This is a genomic window from Ruegeria sp. BE3 (genome assembly GCF_056538865.1).
Map to the genome: position 1 here is coordinate 1,348,523 of NZ_JBQFTW010000001.1, position 14,866 is coordinate 1,363,388.

At 58.3% G+C, this 14,866-nt stretch carries 16 protein-coding genes; 7 read left to right on the forward strand and 9 right to left on the reverse strand.

The window, feature by feature from the left end; all coding sequences use genetic code 11:
* Positions 1 to 26: 26 nt before the first annotated feature.
* The 5 genes from ACR0AZ_RS06685 to ACR0AZ_RS06705 all read right to left on the reverse strand — a co-directional run bounded on the left by ACR0AZ_RS06685 (position 27) and on the right by ACR0AZ_RS06705 (position 4,458).
* Entirely contained in the window at positions 27 to 923 is an 897-nt protein-coding gene (locus ACR0AZ_RS06685; RefSeq protein ID WP_480667073.1) for a DMT family transporter, read from the reverse strand.
* A gap of 15 nt (positions 924 to 938) precedes the next feature.
* Positions 939 to 1,208, reverse strand: a complete 270-nt coding sequence (locus ACR0AZ_RS06690; RefSeq protein WP_480470104.1) for a DksA/TraR family C4-type zinc finger protein — start codon at positions 1,206 to 1,208, stop codon at positions 939 to 941.
* A gap of 56 nt (positions 1,209 to 1,264) precedes the next feature.
* Positions 1,265 to 2,239 carry a Gfo/Idh/MocA family protein gene (locus ACR0AZ_RS06695; protein WP_480658001.1) on the reverse strand — a complete coding sequence of 325 codons (975 nt, stop codon included), beginning with the start codon at positions 2,237 to 2,239 and terminating at the stop codon, positions 1,265 to 1,267.
* Between the two features lie 140 nt (positions 2,240 to 2,379).
* The gene (gene rpoH, locus ACR0AZ_RS06700; protein ID WP_480470106.1) at positions 2,380 to 3,276 is read right to left on the reverse strand and encodes an RNA polymerase sigma factor RpoH; all 897 of its coding nucleotides are present in this window, start codon (positions 3,274 to 3,276) and stop codon (positions 2,380 to 2,382) included.
* A gap of 147 nt (positions 3,277 to 3,423) precedes the next feature.
* A complete protein-coding gene (locus ACR0AZ_RS06705) occupies positions 3,424 to 4,458 on the reverse strand; it encodes an RluA family pseudouridine synthase (RefSeq protein ID WP_480667074.1) in 1,035 nt (344 codons plus the stop codon).
* Here ACR0AZ_RS06705 and ACR0AZ_RS06710 point away from each other — a divergent pair.
* Entirely contained in the window at positions 4,457 to 4,759 is a 303-nt protein-coding gene (locus tag ACR0AZ_RS06710) for a DUF6476 family protein (protein WP_480470108.1), read from the forward strand. The two genes, ACR0AZ_RS06705 and ACR0AZ_RS06710, sit on opposite strands and share 2 nt — an antisense overlap.
* Here the strand turns inward: ACR0AZ_RS06710 and nagA are convergent.
* From nagA to ACR0AZ_RS06730, 4 genes are read right to left on the reverse strand one after another with little or no spacing between them, the layout of a single operon-like run.
* The gene (gene nagA / locus ACR0AZ_RS06715; RefSeq protein WP_480667076.1) at positions 4,756 to 5,877 is read right to left on the reverse strand and encodes an N-acetylglucosamine-6-phosphate deacetylase; all 1,122 of its coding nucleotides are present in this window, start codon (positions 5,875 to 5,877) and stop codon (positions 4,756 to 4,758) included. The genes ACR0AZ_RS06710 and nagA overlap by 4 nt on opposite strands.
* A complete protein-coding gene (locus ACR0AZ_RS06720; protein WP_480470110.1) occupies positions 5,874 to 6,902 on the reverse strand; it encodes an SIS domain-containing protein in 1,029 nt (342 codons plus the stop codon). Before ACR0AZ_RS06720 ends, nagA begins: the two co-directional genes overlap by 4 nt.
* A gap of 13 nt (positions 6,903 to 6,915) precedes the next feature.
* Complete coding sequence (locus ACR0AZ_RS06725; protein ID WP_480470111.1) at positions 6,916 to 7,671, reverse strand: GntR family transcriptional regulator; 756 nt, start codon at positions 7,669 to 7,671, stop codon at positions 6,916 to 6,918.
* Complete coding sequence (locus ACR0AZ_RS06730) at positions 7,658 to 8,545, reverse strand: glucosamine kinase nucleotide-binding domain-containing protein (protein ID WP_480470112.1); 888 nt, start codon at positions 8,543 to 8,545, stop codon at positions 7,658 to 7,660. Before ACR0AZ_RS06730 ends, ACR0AZ_RS06725 begins: the two co-directional genes overlap by 14 nt.
* Before the next feature lie 148 nt (positions 8,546 to 8,693).
* On the opposite strand from ACR0AZ_RS06730, the gene ACR0AZ_RS06735 reads away from it, so the two are divergent.
* The 6 genes from ACR0AZ_RS06735 (at position 8,694) to ACR0AZ_RS06760 (ending at position 14,718) form a co-directional block, all read left to right on the forward strand.
* Positions 8,694 to 9,617: an N-acetylmuramic acid 6-phosphate etherase gene (locus ACR0AZ_RS06735; RefSeq protein WP_480667078.1), complete on the forward strand. Its 924-nt coding sequence runs from the start codon at positions 8,694 to 8,696 to the stop codon at positions 9,615 to 9,617.
* The gene (locus tag ACR0AZ_RS06740; protein ID WP_480470114.1) at positions 9,614 to 10,864 is read left to right on the forward strand and encodes an ABC transporter substrate-binding protein; all 1,251 of its coding nucleotides are present in this window, start codon (positions 9,614 to 9,616) and stop codon (positions 10,862 to 10,864) included. The genes ACR0AZ_RS06735 and ACR0AZ_RS06740 overlap by 4 nt, the downstream gene beginning before the upstream one ends.
* 66 nt (positions 10,865 to 10,930) lie before the next feature.
* Positions 10,931 to 11,845 carry a carbohydrate ABC transporter permease gene (locus ACR0AZ_RS06745; protein ID WP_480470115.1) on the forward strand — a complete coding sequence of 305 codons (915 nt, stop codon included), beginning with the start codon at positions 10,931 to 10,933 and terminating at the stop codon, positions 11,843 to 11,845.
* 10 nt (positions 11,846 to 11,855) lie between these two features.
* The gene (locus tag ACR0AZ_RS06750) at positions 11,856 to 12,695 is read left to right on the forward strand and encodes a carbohydrate ABC transporter permease (protein WP_010439354.1); all 840 of its coding nucleotides are present in this window, start codon (positions 11,856 to 11,858) and stop codon (positions 12,693 to 12,695) included.
* Positions 12,692 to 13,726: a Gfo/Idh/MocA family protein gene (locus ACR0AZ_RS06755; RefSeq protein WP_480667079.1), complete on the forward strand. Its 1,035-nt coding sequence runs from the start codon at positions 12,692 to 12,694 to the stop codon at positions 13,724 to 13,726. The genes ACR0AZ_RS06750 and ACR0AZ_RS06755 overlap by 4 nt, the downstream gene beginning before the upstream one ends.
* Positions 13,723 to 14,718, forward strand: coding sequence for an ABC transporter ATP-binding protein (locus ACR0AZ_RS06760; protein ID WP_480470117.1), 996 nt, complete (start codon positions 13,723 to 13,725; stop codon positions 14,716 to 14,718). Before ACR0AZ_RS06755 ends, ACR0AZ_RS06760 begins: the two co-directional genes overlap by 4 nt.
* Positions 14,719 to 14,866 lie beyond the last annotated feature (148 nt).

A 14,866-nucleotide genomic window follows, 5' to 3' on the forward strand; every position in this document is an offset into this window, starting at 1 on the left:
GGATGAGGCGGCCACTACGGGCCGCCTCATTCATCTTTGGCCTTCGTCATCGTGGTCAGAAAGATTGCGGCGACAATTAAGACCGCCCCGACAACGGCCAGAGGTGTGATGGTCGCGCCAAGGAACAGCGCCGAATTTATAAAGGTGAACACAACCGATGCTGCGAACAGCAGTGTTGCCGTCAGCGTCGATACCCGCGCAGCGGCCTCATACCAAAGATAGTAGGCAAGTGCGGTGGGCAGAACGCCAAGCAGGAACAGGAAAACCAGATCATTGGCGGTGGGCATCTGCAGCGAGAAGGCCGCGAGCGGTACCAACAGCACTCCGGAACACAGGAAGATCCCAAACAGGAAACTCAACCTTTCTGCGGTTGTTTCCGAAGACTGCATTGCCCGGCTGCTTGAGATCAGGAACACAGCCCAACTGAGCCCTGCCCCGATCTCCATCAGATCGCCCAACAAGGGCTCACCTCCGCCTTCAAAGTCACGATAGACGGTGAGGACCACGCCCAATATCGCCAGCAGCGTCGCCAGAACCTCGGTACGACCGACAGGTGTATCGGCGAAGAAGTACAGGAATATCAACACGAAGAACGGCGCGGTATTCTCAAGCACCATCGCATTTGCGGCGCCGGTGTGCTCCAGACCGATATGGAAGAGAATATAGTTCACTACCGTCGACAACACCGCCAACCGGAAGTTCCAATCTCCAAACCGGATAGAAACTTGCGCCCCCATCAGGCGTAACATGCAGTACATCGCTAGGGCCGCAATGAATAGCCGAGATACAGCGATCTGCAACCCACCCAGATCGCTGGTCAGGTATCGCACGATTACACTATGCGTGCCCCACAAAAACGCGGCGAGAAAGCCAAGAACCAAACCGTTTTGCAGCACTGAATTTTTCTGCGACTGATCCTGCACCGGTTGCTCCAAGCGCTATTTCAATTGGCTGTCCTTCGATCCGCGTCGATTGATCCCGCCACGCGCCTTGAAACTGCTGTCACGCTCCTGCTGGCAGTCCAGACATAGCTTAACACCTGGCAGAGCGGTGCGGCGCTTCTCGGGGATCGGCTCTTCGCATTCGGCACAATGGGTCAGGCTTTCGCCCACGGGACGTTTTTGCGCCTGCATCCGCGCCAACTCGTCCGAGATCGATGCTTCGATTTGTTCGCTCACCGCGCCGTCGCGCGCCCAACCACCGGCCATGGAGCCCTCCTGATCCAGTCGAAGCAGAATAGTCGATACGCCCGGCCCGAGGCAAGCTACAGCGATACGGCGTTGTCAAAGACCTGATCGATCACCTCTTGCGTGCCGCGCACAAATTCCAACGGGCAAGGATATTCTGCGCCTTCGCGTATCGTCCGACCAAACGCCTCGACCTGCAATTCATAGTGGTTGTCACCGGGGAAGCGGGTCACTTGCATATCAAGGCCGGGGCGATGCAATTCGACCCGTGCTTCGCCAAAGACGCGCGCATTGAAAGGCGCGGTCAGGCGGATCACACCGCCCTCACCGTGAAACTCCATCTCTTGGTGGGGATGCATCCGGGTTGAGACATAGCTGGAGTAGGTAAAGTCGGGAAACTGCGCGCGAATTTCGGTGAAGACATCAACGTCATTCTCCCACCGGATGGCTCCGCTAACCGAGGTCGGCTCTTGCCCAGTTGCATATCGCGCGCTGCCGATCACATAGACGCCAATGTCGCGCAATCCGCCGCCGCCGGTCTCTGGCCGGTTGCGAATATTGCCTGTGTCCGCGCGATTGTCATAGCTGAACACGCCGGTTACGTGCACAAGCTTTCCGATCGCCCCCTCAGCAATCAGTTTACGAGCCAGCTGCCATTGCGGGTGATGTACGATCATGTATGCCTCAGCGGCCAGCAGACCAGTCTGATCGCGTTTAGCAATCAACTGATCGAATTCTTCGGCACGCATGGTTATCGGCTTTTCGCACAAGACATGCTTGCCTGCGTCCAGCGCCTTGAGGCTCCATTCCACGTGCAGGTGATTGGGCAATGGTATGTAGACCGCATCAATCGACGGGTCGGCCAGCAGATCATCATAGCTTTGATAAACGCTAAGATCGGGGCAGAATTGCTGGAACGGTTCGGCCTTGGAAGGGTCAGAGGTCGCCAGACCGGATAGGCGCGCGCCCTGGGCTGCATGAATTGCCGGCCCCATATGCTGGCGCGCAAATTTCGAGGCCCCCAGAATGCCCCATTGAACCGGTTTTTGCATGATCGTTCCTCCCCTGCCTCGTTAGCGCTATCGCATCATTATCAGCGCAGGACATTCCTGTCATGCGCTCCGCCACCCTTGCCAAAAGAAAACCGGCCTGAGCACGTCAGGCCGGTTGTTGTTTCAACAGTGCGACAGGCTCAGACTGAGCCCAGCATGCCTTTTTCACGCGCCAGCTCACGCATCTTTTTCTGCAACTTCTCGAACGCGCGCACTTCGATCTGGCGAATACGCTCGCGGCTGACATTGTACTGCGTGCTGAGTTCCTCAAGCGTCACAGGCTGATCCATCAACCGGCGCTGGGTCAGAATGTCTTTTTCGCGATCATTCAGCACATCCAGCGCAGCGGCCAGCAATTCACGCCGAGCCTCAAGCTCATCCCGCGCTTCATAGTCACCCGCCTGGTCAGCGTCTTCATCCTCCAACCAGTCCTGCCATTGCATAGTGCCTTCGCCTTCGGACCCTACGGTCGCGTTCAGCGAGGCATCGCCACCGGACATTCGGCGGTTCATGCTGATCACTTCTTCCTCGGTCACGCCGAGGTCTTGGGCAATCTTGGCAACGTTTTCGGGACGCATATCGCCCTCTTCCAACGCACCGATGCGGGCCTTGGCCTTACGCAGGTTGAAGAACAGCTTCTTCTGCGCCGAGGTTGTACCCAGCTTCACCATCGACCACGACCGCAGGACATATTCCTGAATCGAGGCGCGAATCCACCACATGGCGTAGGTTGCCAGACGGAACCCTTTCTCGGGGTCGAATTTCTTGACCGCCTGCATCAGGCCCACATTGGCCTCGGAAATCACCTCAGCTTGCGGCAGACCATAGCCGCGATATCCCATGGCGATCTTGGCCGCGAGACGCAGATGCGACGTGACCATTTTATGCGCGGCCTCGGTATCCTGTTCCTCGACCCAGCGCTTGGCCAACATATATTCCTCTTCCGGCTCCAGCAGTGGAAACTTGCGAATCTCCTGCATATAGCGGTTCAGACCACCCTCGGGTGTCGGTGCCGGAAGATTTGAGTAATTTGCCATTTATTTCCGTCCCTTGGACAAATGTTTAAGCCCTTAACATGGGATATGGGTACCAGACCCGACATATTCAAGAGGATCAACTACCAGTCTGAAATTAACCTGATGTAAAGAAAAGCTGAAATTGCCGGTTTCACAAGCCTTTGCAGTTTATGTCACCGGCTGCCGCAACGCAGAAATCAGATCTTCCATATCCTGCGGCAACGGCGCCTCAAATCGCAGCATCTCGCCCGAGACCGGATGTTCAAAGCCCAACACAGCAGCGTGCAGAGCCTGCCGGGGGAAAGAACGCACAGCCTCGGACGCCTCAGGCGCAAAGGCCTTCGCGGCCAATTTGCGTTTGCCACCATAGACCGGATCGCCAACCAACCCATGGCCGGCATGGGCCATGTGAACACGGATTTGGTGCGTCCGCCCTGTCTCAAGCCAGCATTCAATCAGTGACAAGCCACCGGGTTTGCCAAAAACCTCAACAATCCGCGCCCGGGTCACAGCGTGGCGGCCACCGTGAAACAGCACGGCTTGCCGTTGCCGGTCGGTCTTGTGCCGCGCCAGTTGCGTCGTCAGTCGCATGATGTTGCCCGGCTCAAAGCTCACGCCCTTTATCCCACGCAAGCGCGGATCGTTCGCATCGGGAACACCATAGCAAACCGCGCGATAGTAACGTTCAACGCTGTGCGCCTCGAACTGAGCTGCCAGCCCGTGATGTGCCGCGTCCGACTTAGCCACGACCAGCAGGCCGCTGGTTTCCTTGTCGATCCGATGCACGATGCCCGGGCGCTTCACGCCTCCTACACCCGATAAATCATCGCCGCAGTGATGCAGCAAAGCATTGACCAGAGTCCCGTTCGGAGAGCCCGGCGCCGGATGCACTACTATCCCCGCAGGTTTATTGATGACGATCAGGTCGTCATCCTCATAGACAACTTCCAGCGGGATATCTTCGGGGCCAATATGGCTGCCTTCAGCCTCGGCCACGGTGATCCCGACCTGCGCGCCTTCGGCAATTCGGGCTTTTGGATCATCGACAACCGCTCCATCGACCGTCACCGCCCCGTCACCGATCAGGCGGGTCAGGCGGGTGCGCGACAGGTTCTCTTCCGCTGGCACATCCCGCGCAAGCGCCTTATCAAGGCGGGGCGGCGGCGCGGCCGCGATGTGAAACTCTATCAGGCGGGTGCCCATGACTGTCCCTTCCGAACCTCAGGAACCGCAGGAAACACCGCAGCTTCGGTTGCTACGGCGCATGGTCATGCTGTTGACCGCGGTAATGATTGGCGGGGTTCTAGTGACATTCGCCCTGATTGTCATCCGCCTATCGGATCGCACCCCGACGCTGCCGGATCAGATCGAATTGCCCGATGGCGCGCGCGCGCAGGCGCTGACCATTGGCAGCAACTGGTATGCTGTTGTCACCGACGACAATCGCATCCTGATCTTCGACAAGACGACAGGGAAACAGCGGCAGGAAATCACGCTGGATTAAACCGGGTTCGCTTTGCTCAAGTCTGAGGTAATCCGAATTGTGCCGCTGAGCGTCAATGGTGTCGGACCCGCGTTGATCAGTTGAGCGGGAATGCGTGTGGCCGCAGCCAATGCATCGGCCAATGAGATACCCACCTCACCCGTCAGGACCCGAATTGCGGTCGTCAGATCGAGATCGGCCCCCGCCAGAGTACCGTCCTCTAAAGTCAGCCTACCCTGCTCTCTCCGGATGAGCCGACCTTCCAATTGGAACTCGGGAAGGTCAGTGCCCGCGACGGCCATCGCGTCACTCACCAGAAAGATCTTCCCTGGACCGCGTTTAGCGGCAAAAGCGGCGCGCATCGTTTCAGGATGCACGTGCACGGTATCCGCGATCAATCCAGCTGACAGATCCCCGTTGGACAGCGCCGCACCCACTAAGCCGGGTTCCCGGCTGCCAAACTGGCTCATCGCGTTGAACAGATGTGTCACGCAGCGCGCGCCAGCTTTCACATATTCCGTGCAGGTGTCGAACGGCGCATCGGTGTGGCCTAGCGAAACGATGACGCCTGCGCGGCTCAGAGCATCAACCTGATCAGTCGTCACGTTTTCCGGTGCCAAAGTGACCATCAACGCAGGCAATGCACGCGCCGCTGCCAGATATTGGCTTAGGTCGTTGTTGTCCATCGGACGTATCAGAGCACCGTCATGCGCCCCTTTACGTTTAACTGACAAATGCGGCCCTTCAAGGTGCAGACCCGCAATGCCCGAAACCCCACGCTGAACAGCCTGTATCGCGGCCTCAATAGCAGCTGAAGTCTTCTCAGGCGTGTCCGTAATCAGCGTCGGCAAGATCGATACCGCCCCAAGCCCACGATGCGCCTCAGCGATTCTCTGCAGGGTGTCGACCGAGGGATCGTCGTTGAACATCACCCCGCCCCCGCCGTTCACCTGCAGATCGACGTAGCCGGGGCTGAGGATATCTCCGGAAAGTTCCTGGATCTCGGTATCAGACGGCAGGTCGGCTCTTGGCACAATCGCATCGAGCGTCCCATCGACGAACCCGGCGGCGTGGTCGGTGAACAAAGTCTCTCCGTCAAAGATCGGGCCGCCTGCAAAGGTGATGGTCGACGTGTTCATACCGTTTCCGTCACTTTCCGCAGATGGCGCGGGGTATCGGGGTTGATGCCGCGTCCGGTCGCGACGGTTTCCACCATGCCATAAAACGACGCAATCGCTGCGACGGGGTCCGTCATCCAATGCGCCGTCCGAACATGTGGCAGCGAGACCGCATCCTTTACCCGGTCGGTCGTGGCGAAAACCTGAGCGCCTTTTGCGGCCAAGGCATCGGCAACCTCAGCAATGTTGGCCTCAGCAGCATCGCCGGATGAGAACGCAAGCACTGGGAAACCCTGATCCACGATGGATACGGGCCCATGCAGCACCTCGGCTGAAGAGTAGCTTTCCGCGTGGATCTGGCAGGTCTCTTTGAATTTCAACGCGGCTTCGTTCGAGATCGCCCAGGAGGTCCCGCGCCCCAAAGTGAACAGGGATTGGCCATTGATCGCCTCTATCACACTACCCCAATCACAGGTGATGGCCCGCGCCAGATCCTCGGGCAGTTTGCGGATCGCCGACAGCAACGCGGCGTCGCCCTTGACCTCGGCCAGCAGCCATAGCCCGGTGACCAGCGAGGTCACGAAGGTCTTGGTCGCCGCCACGCTCAGTTCCGGCCCCGCATGGATAGGTAGTGCCGCCGAGGCCGCATCCGCGAGCGCTGAATTGGTGTTGTTGGTGATGGCGACCGAATAGGCGCCACCTTGCGTAAGTGATCGAGTCAGGCGCACGATATCGGGGCTCTGACCCGACTGCGAGACCGAGATACACAATGCGCCAGGGCAACGCATATCCACGCCATAGATCGATTTGACGCTTGGCCCCACCGAGGCCATCGGCAGCCCCAAAAGCAGCTCGGAGGCGTATTTTAGGTAGCTACAGGCATGATCGGATGACCCCCGCGCGACCGAGATCAGAAAGCTCGGATCATGATCACGAACCGCCTGCGCCGCACCCTCAATGGCCACTGCACCGTCGGTCAAAAGCCGATCAACAGCGCACGGTATCTCATTGATTTCTTGCCTCATTTGCGTGGTTTTGGTGGACATTGTGCCCGGCCTTTCAGTTTGACAGACGCAGCTCTGCCACGAAATCGTAGGCATCGCCGTGATAGATGGATCGGGTGAGTTCCGCGACGCGCCCGCTTTCAAGATAGGATGTGCGCTGGATGCGAAGACCAGCCGTGCCTTCGGCAACGTCCAAAAGGCGCGCCTCGGGGGCTTCGAGATTGATGGCCGAGATTTTCTGGATCGCGCGCACAGGGCGATAGCCTGATTGCTCCAGAAACGCATAAAGCGACCCGGTGACCTCGGTCGGGTTGGGCAGGATATCCAGCGGCAGCGCCGCGCGTTCCAGAGCCATTGGTCGCCCTCCGGCGGCGCGCAAGCGGTGGATGCGGGCGACCTGATCATTGGCCGACAGGCCCAACGCCAGCATCTCATCCGGCGACGGCAGGAATATCCCCCGCTCCAGCCAGGTCGAGGTGGTTTCAAACCCGCGACGTTCCATATCCTCGGTGAACGAGGTGAGATGCGATAGCGATTGTTCAACCCGCGCAACCGGCTCGCGCACGAATGAGCCCGACCCCTGACGCTGCTCGATTGTTCCCTTACGCACCAGTTCCTGAATGGCCTTGCGCACAGTGACACGCGACAGATCAGTGAGTTCCGCGATCTCGCGTTCTGGCGGGAGGGAACTGTTCGGCGGCAGGATGCCTTCCGCAATCCCTTGCTCAAGCCTTTGACGTAACTGCACATAACGTGGACCGGCAGTATGGCCCAGCCAGCCCTCTGGCCTCAGGAAATCAGCAACGCTCATGTTCGATCTCCTTCCTGAAAGCGTGGGCCAGCGCGATTGCGCCCGATAGCGGATCACCCAACGGCTTCATTAAATCCTGCTGCATGGGTTCTGGAAGATAGGCAGCGTATTGCGGCCCAATGCCCCCGGTCAGACAGATTGGAAGGCCCGCGGCCCAGCCCATTTTCTCCAACCGTTCCCGCAGATACTCAGCGCCTGCCTGCATGATCGACTGCGCGAACGGATCCCCCTGCCCGGCATATTGAGTGACGACAGGAGCCAGAGCGCCAAACTCGGTGGGCGACATGTCAGATGCGGCTTTGACGATACCTGCCGTCCCTTTGAATCGTGACAAGAGCTGCGCAGACAGCTCGGACGGCTCACACACCGCATCAACACAATCCAGCACCTGGGACAACGCCCGCCGCCCAACCCATTGGGCCGAGGCCTGATCCCCCAGAACCGGCCCCCATCCTCCGGCGAAGCGCGGCTTGCCTTCAAGTTGCGCAGCCAGGAAAGACCCTGTGCCACAATGGGCTACAAAGCCATCACCCGGCCCGAGCGCCCCACGCAGGGCCGACGGTCGGTCATCCTCTATGCGTACATCTGAAAAAGGCAGCGCCCCGGCCAAGCGATCCGCGATAGATTGACCGGTAATCCCTGCCAACCCCAGATAAGCCGGCGCATCTGCGACCTCGGTCAGGTCAATGCCCGCCTGCTGACTCACCGCAGTTAAACCCCGCTTAAGCTCAGCACAGGATGCGTCAAAATCAGTAGATACATTCGCCGCCCCAACCTCGACCTGCCAGATCCGATCACCATCGGACAAGGCAACACGGCACCGCGTGCCACCGCCATCGGCGGCCAGAACAATGGTATCAGAGGCGCGAGTCATGTTGAGACCTTTATAATACCTTTAAAGGAATTTGAAGGCCAAAAAGCGACCTAATAGGCAAAATAACGCGATTTCAGTCACCTCAAACAAAATGGTAGACTAATGGTATCTAAAAGGTATGATATCGAAGAACTGGGGGGAGAATCACTTGCGCACACCTGTGACGGAACAGTTGCATCAGAAGGCCATTGGGCTCGACACACGTCCGCTGATGGATGTCGCTGCCCTATTGGCTCAGTCGCAGGCCACTGCAGCCTCTGCCCCGCTGGCAGCGACTGACCCGATCTGCGCAGGTGCGCGCGCCATGGCAACCACGATCCGAGCGGGTGGCAGCCTGTGTTACCTTGCTGCTGGATCCTCGGGCCTGATGGCCGCCGCCGACGCGTTGGAGCTTGGGGGCACGTTCTCGATCCCGACAGATCAGATCCGAATACACATGGCAGGCGGTCTGCCTTCCGGCGCGGAAATGCCCGGAGATGTCGAGGATATCTCTGCCACTCTCACAGATGAACTTGCCGATCTATCCCCTCAGGACACCCTGATCGCCGTCTCGGCCAGTGGAACAACCCCTTACACTGTCGCAGCGGCCCAAATCGCACGCGGCATAGGTACGACGGTCATCGGCATCGCCAACAACGCGGATACCGAGCTTCTGCGGTTGTCGGATCACGCGATCCATTTGCCGACACCGCCCGAACTGGTTTCCGGCTCGACCCGGATGGGTGCAGGTACGGCGCAGAAGATTGCTCTGAACATGCTGTCAACGCTGATGGCGATGGAGTTGGGGCATATTCAGGACGGCATGATGATCAACCTGCGCGCAGATAACGACAAGCTACGCGCCCGCGCCAACGTAATCGTGTGCCAATTGACGGGCGCCGACCCCGAACAGGCAGCGTCTGCGCTCACGACGGCGCAAGGCAATCTCAAATGCGCAGCCTTGCTGGCGGCGGGCGCTGCGTCGCTGGATGTGGCGCAGGCGATGTTGCGTGAGACCAACGATCACCTCCGCCCCGCTTTGAAGCGGCTGAAACAAAACCAAGAAACCACCAACCTGGGAGACACGAAATGAAACGCAAAGTTCTAAGCCTTGCCTTGATGAGCACGGCGCTGGTCACAAGCGCTTATGCGCAAGACGCCACGCTGACGATTGAAAGCTGGCGCAATGACGATCTGGCCTTGTGGCAGGAAAAAATCATACCGGCGTTCGAAGCTGAGCATCCCGGTATCAAGGTGATTTTCTCACCTTCTGCCCCAGCGGAATATAACGCTGTGCTGAATTCCAAGCTTGAGGCCGGATCAGCTGGCGACCTGATCACCTGCCGCCCGTTCGATGCCTCGCTGGCACTCTATGAGGCAGGCCACCTGACAGACCTTTCCGATCTGGAGGCGATGGGCAATTTCTCGGACGTCGCCAAATCCGCCTGGCAGACCGATGACGCATCAGCCAGCTTCTGCGTACCGATGGCATCGGTGATCCACGGCTTCATCTACAACAAAGACGCGTTCAATGAGTTGGGCATCGAGGTTCCAACCACTGAGGCCGAGTTCTTTGCCGCTCTCGACAAGATCAAGGAAGACGGCACTTATATCCCGATGGCGATGGGCACCAACGACCAGTGGGAAGCCGCCACAATGGGCTATAACAACATCGGCCCGAACTACTGGAAAGGTGAAGAAGGCCGTCAAGCGCTGATCAAGGGCGAGCAGAAGCTGACCGATCCACAGTGGGTTGCCCCTTATGCGACGCTGGCCAAATGGGCGGACTATCTGGGTGACGGATATGAAGCGCAAACCTATCCCGACAGCCAGAACCTGTTCACGCTGGGTCGTGCGGCGGTCTATCCAGCAGGAAGCTGGGAGATTTCGGGCTTCAACACGCAGGCCGATTTCGAGATGGGCGCCTTTAAGCCACCGGTCCAGAACGCGGGCGATACCTGCTATATTTCGGACCACACCGATATCGGCATCGGCATGAACGCGGCGAGCGAAAACCAAGAAGCCGCGCGCACCTTCCTGGCTTGGGTCGCAAGCCCCGAGTTTGCCAGCATATTCGGTAACGCCCTACCTGGTTTCTTCCCGCTATCCAGCACTCCGGTCGAGCTGGAAGATCCACTGGCCAAAGAAATCGTCGGCTGGCGTGAAGAGTGCGAAAGCACGATCCGCTCGACCTACCAGATCCTGTCGCGCGGCACGCCGAACCTGGAAAACGAGACCTGGGGTGCATCCGTTGCAGCCATCAAGGGTGCCGAGACACCCGAAGCGCTGGGTCAGCAACTGCAAGACGGTCTGGCCAGCTGGTACGCACCGCATCAGTAACACCTAGGCCACTCACACCGGACGCGGCCACCGCGTCGCGTCCGGACCTTTTCCCCGGAGATTCCCATGCAGACCCGCCGCACACGCTGGCACATCGCCGTTTTCCTCGCCCCTGCGGTGCTGGTTTACACGGCGGTGATGATCTTCCCCTTGTTCAATACACTGCGCCTCGCACTGTTCACCGAGGTCGATCAGACACGCATCTACGTAGGCCTGCAGAATTTCCGCACCCTGTTCTTCGATCCGATCTGGTCCGAGCAGTTCTGGAATGCTTTGGGTAACAACTTCTGGTTCTTCCTGATCCACATGCTGGTTCAGAACCCCATCGGTATCGCTTTGGCTGCGCTTCTCTCACATCCACGCCTACGCTTTGCCGCGCTCTATCGGTCCGCGATCTTCATTCCCACCATTCTGAGCTTTGTTATCGTCGGTTTCGCGTGGAAACTGATATTGTCCCCGCTTTGGGGCATCGCACCTTCGATGCTTGACGCCGTCGGCCTCAAGTCGCTGTTTGCACCATGGCTAGGCAAAGAAGAGTACGCGCTGACGACACTGGCACTTGTCTCGGTCTGGCAGTTCGTCGGCATCCCAATGATGTTGATCTATGCCGCCCTGCTGTCAATCCCCGAAGAAATCCTTGAGGCCGGAGAAATAGACGGCATCACCGGAGCCTCGGCTTTCTGGAAGATCAAACTGCCGTTGATCATTCCTTCAATCGGGATCATCTCAATCCTGACTTTTGTAGGCAATTTCAACGCCTTCGACCTGATCTACGTCTCGCAAGGCGCGCTGGCAGGGCCGGATTTCTCAACCGATATCCTAGGCACCTTCATGTACCGCACCTTCTTTGGCTTCCAGCTGCAACTGGGCGACCCGCATATGGGCTCCGCCATCGCTGGCGCCATGTTTGCCATCATCCTTGTCGGCGTCTGCATCTATCTCTTCGGCATCCAGACCCGGATGCGCCGGTATCAACTGTGAGGGTGAACGCATGAACAAAGCACGCCAGAACCCGCTGAACACGGCCGCCATGCATGGGGCGCTGATCCTCTACACATTGATCGCCCTCTTCCCGGTCTTCGTGATCATCATCAACAGCTTCAAAACCCGACGCTCGATTTTCCGCGAGCCACTCGCCCTGCCCGATGCCGAAAGCTTCTCGCTGATCGGTTATCAGACGGTGATGAAACAAGGGGATTTCTTCCTTTATTTTCAGAACTCGCTGATCGTGACCGTGGTATCGCTGGCTTTTGTTCTGTTGTTCGGCGCAATGGCTGCTTTTGCGCTGAGCGAGTACAAGTTCAAGGGCAACACCCTGATGGGCCTCTATCTGGCGCTTGGGATTATGATCCCGATCCGCATCGGCACCGTGGCGATACTTGAGATGATGGTGGCAACCGGGTTGGTGAACACCTTGTGGGCACTAATCCTTGTCTATACCGCACAAGGCCTGCCGCTAGCCGTGTTCATCCTGTCAGAATTCATGCGGCAGGTCTCGGATGATCTGAAGAACGCTGGCCGCGTCGATGGGCTGTCCGAGTACACCATCTTCTTCCGGTTGGTCCTGCCGCTGGTCCGCCCCGCCATGGCGACCGTGGCCGTATTCAACATGATCCCCATCTGGAACGACCTCTGGTTCCCGCTGATCCTCGCACCCGCTGAGGAGACTAAAACCCTGACACTAGGCAGCCAAGTTTTCATCGGCCAGTTCGTCACCGACTGGAACGCGGTTCTGTCGGCGCTCAGCATGGCGATCCTGCCGGTGCTGGTGCTCTACGTTATCTTCTCACGCCAGTTGATCCGCGGCATCACTTCAGGAGCTGTCAAATGACCAAAGTTCTGATCGCCGGCCTTGGCAATATGGGGCTGAGCCACGCTTTGGTCCACCATCACCACCCGGACGCGCAGATCGTAGGGCTGGTGAACCGATCCGGTCGCGTCGACCATCCTGACCTGTCAGGCTATCCGGCTTATTCAGATTTTCAGGCAGCTCTGACTGAAACCAACCCGGATCTGGTGGTCGTGGCGACCTACTCCGACAGCCACGCCGATTTCGCCTGCGCGGCGATGGAAGCTGGCGCGCATGTATTTGTCGAAAAGCCACTGGCGACCACTGTGGCGGACGCCAAGTGTGTTGTCGCAAAGGCCGTTGAGACCAACCGCAAACTGGTCATCGGCTATATCCTGCGCCACCACCCTTCTTGGATGCGCCTGATTTCCGAGGCGCGCGATCTCGGCGGACCCTATGTCTTCCGCCTGAACCTCAACCAGCAAAGCAGCGGGGCCGAGTGGGAGACGCACAAGGCCCTGATGCAGACCACCTCGCCCATCGTCGATTGTGGTGTGCATTATGTCGATGTGATGTGTCAGATCACTGATTCTGACCCCGTGCGCGTCCACGGCATGGGCCTGCGCTTAAGCGATGAGATCGCCGAAGACATGTACAATTACGGCCAGTTTCAGGTGGTCTTCGAGGACGGCTCGATCGGCTGGTACGAGGCCGGTTGGGGCCCGATGATGTCCGAGACTGCGTTCTTCGTGAAAGACATCGTGTCACCCAACGGCTCGGTCTCGATCACCGATGGCAACAAAGGTGCGTCAGCCGATATCGACGGCCACACGAAGGTCGGTGGCCTTCTGGTTCATCGCCCTGACGGCGACCAGACAATCGACATGCCCGATGAACCCGGCCATCAGGAGCTCTGCGACGCCGAACAAGCCTATATGTTGCGTGCCATCGCCGAGGATATCGACCTGACCCGCCACATGAACGATGCCGTGCAATCGCTCGCCATCTGCCTAGCTGCCGATGAAAGCATCCGCACCGGCCAACCCATTTCGCTGAAAGAGGCACGCACATGACCGCCCTGACGCTTACAAACGTGAACAAGTCCTTCGGCACCGTCGAAGTCCTTAAGGATATCAACATCGAAGTCGAAGACGGAGAATTCGTCGTCTTCGTCGGCCCCTCGGGTTGTGGCAAATCCACCCTGTTGCGTGTGATCGCAGGGCTTGAGGATGTGACTTCGGGCGAAGTGCGCATCGGTGGAGATCTGATGAACCTCACACCGCCCTCTAAGCGCGGCATTGCGATGGTGTTCCAGAGCTATGCGCTCTATCCGCATCTGAATGTGCGCAAGAACATGTCACTGGCGCTGAAACAGGAAGGTCAGAGCAAGCAGGTCATCGAAGAGCGCGTCACCAAGGCCAGCAAGATGCTGAATCTTGAGCCATACATCGACCGCTACCCTTCTGAATTGTCCGGTGGCCAACGCCAACGTGTCGCCATCGGTCGCGCCATCGTGCGTGAACCCAAACTGTTCCTGTTCGACGAGCCTTTGTCCAATTTGGACGCCGCCCTGCGCATGAACACGCGGCTGGAAATCGCAAACCTGCATCAGCAGCTTGATGCTTCGATGATTTACGTCACCCACGACCAGACCGAAGCGATGACACTGGCCGACAAGATCGTCGTGCTACGCGACGGTCGGGTCGAACAGGTCGGCAGCCCGATGGAGTTATATAACAACCCCGCCAACCAGTTCGTTGCAGGCTTCCTCGGCGCGCCCTCGATGAATTTCTTCCCCGCCAGCGTAATCGGCGACAGCGCGGACACAACGTTGGGCATCCGCCCAGAGGACTTGTACTTATCCGACGAAGGCCCTCTGACCGCGAACGTGACCCATGTCGAGCATCTGGGCGGAGACACCAACGTGATCGCGATGATGCAAGACCACCAGATCACTGCGCGTCTGTTCGGTCAGCATCAGGTCAACGCTGGTGAATCCGTCCATTTCGGCTATGCCCAGGATCGAACCTATCGCTTCGACCAACAGGGCGCACGTCTAAACTGACGAAAATCTCTGTTGTTTTTGGGATGTTGGCGTGTCGAGGAACATCCGGCACATCGAATAAAAGCTGATAAACCATTGCTTTATAAATATAATCACCTTGCGTAGCGCTATCGCTTCTCCAGATGCGTGCTGTTTCGGTGAGTATTGT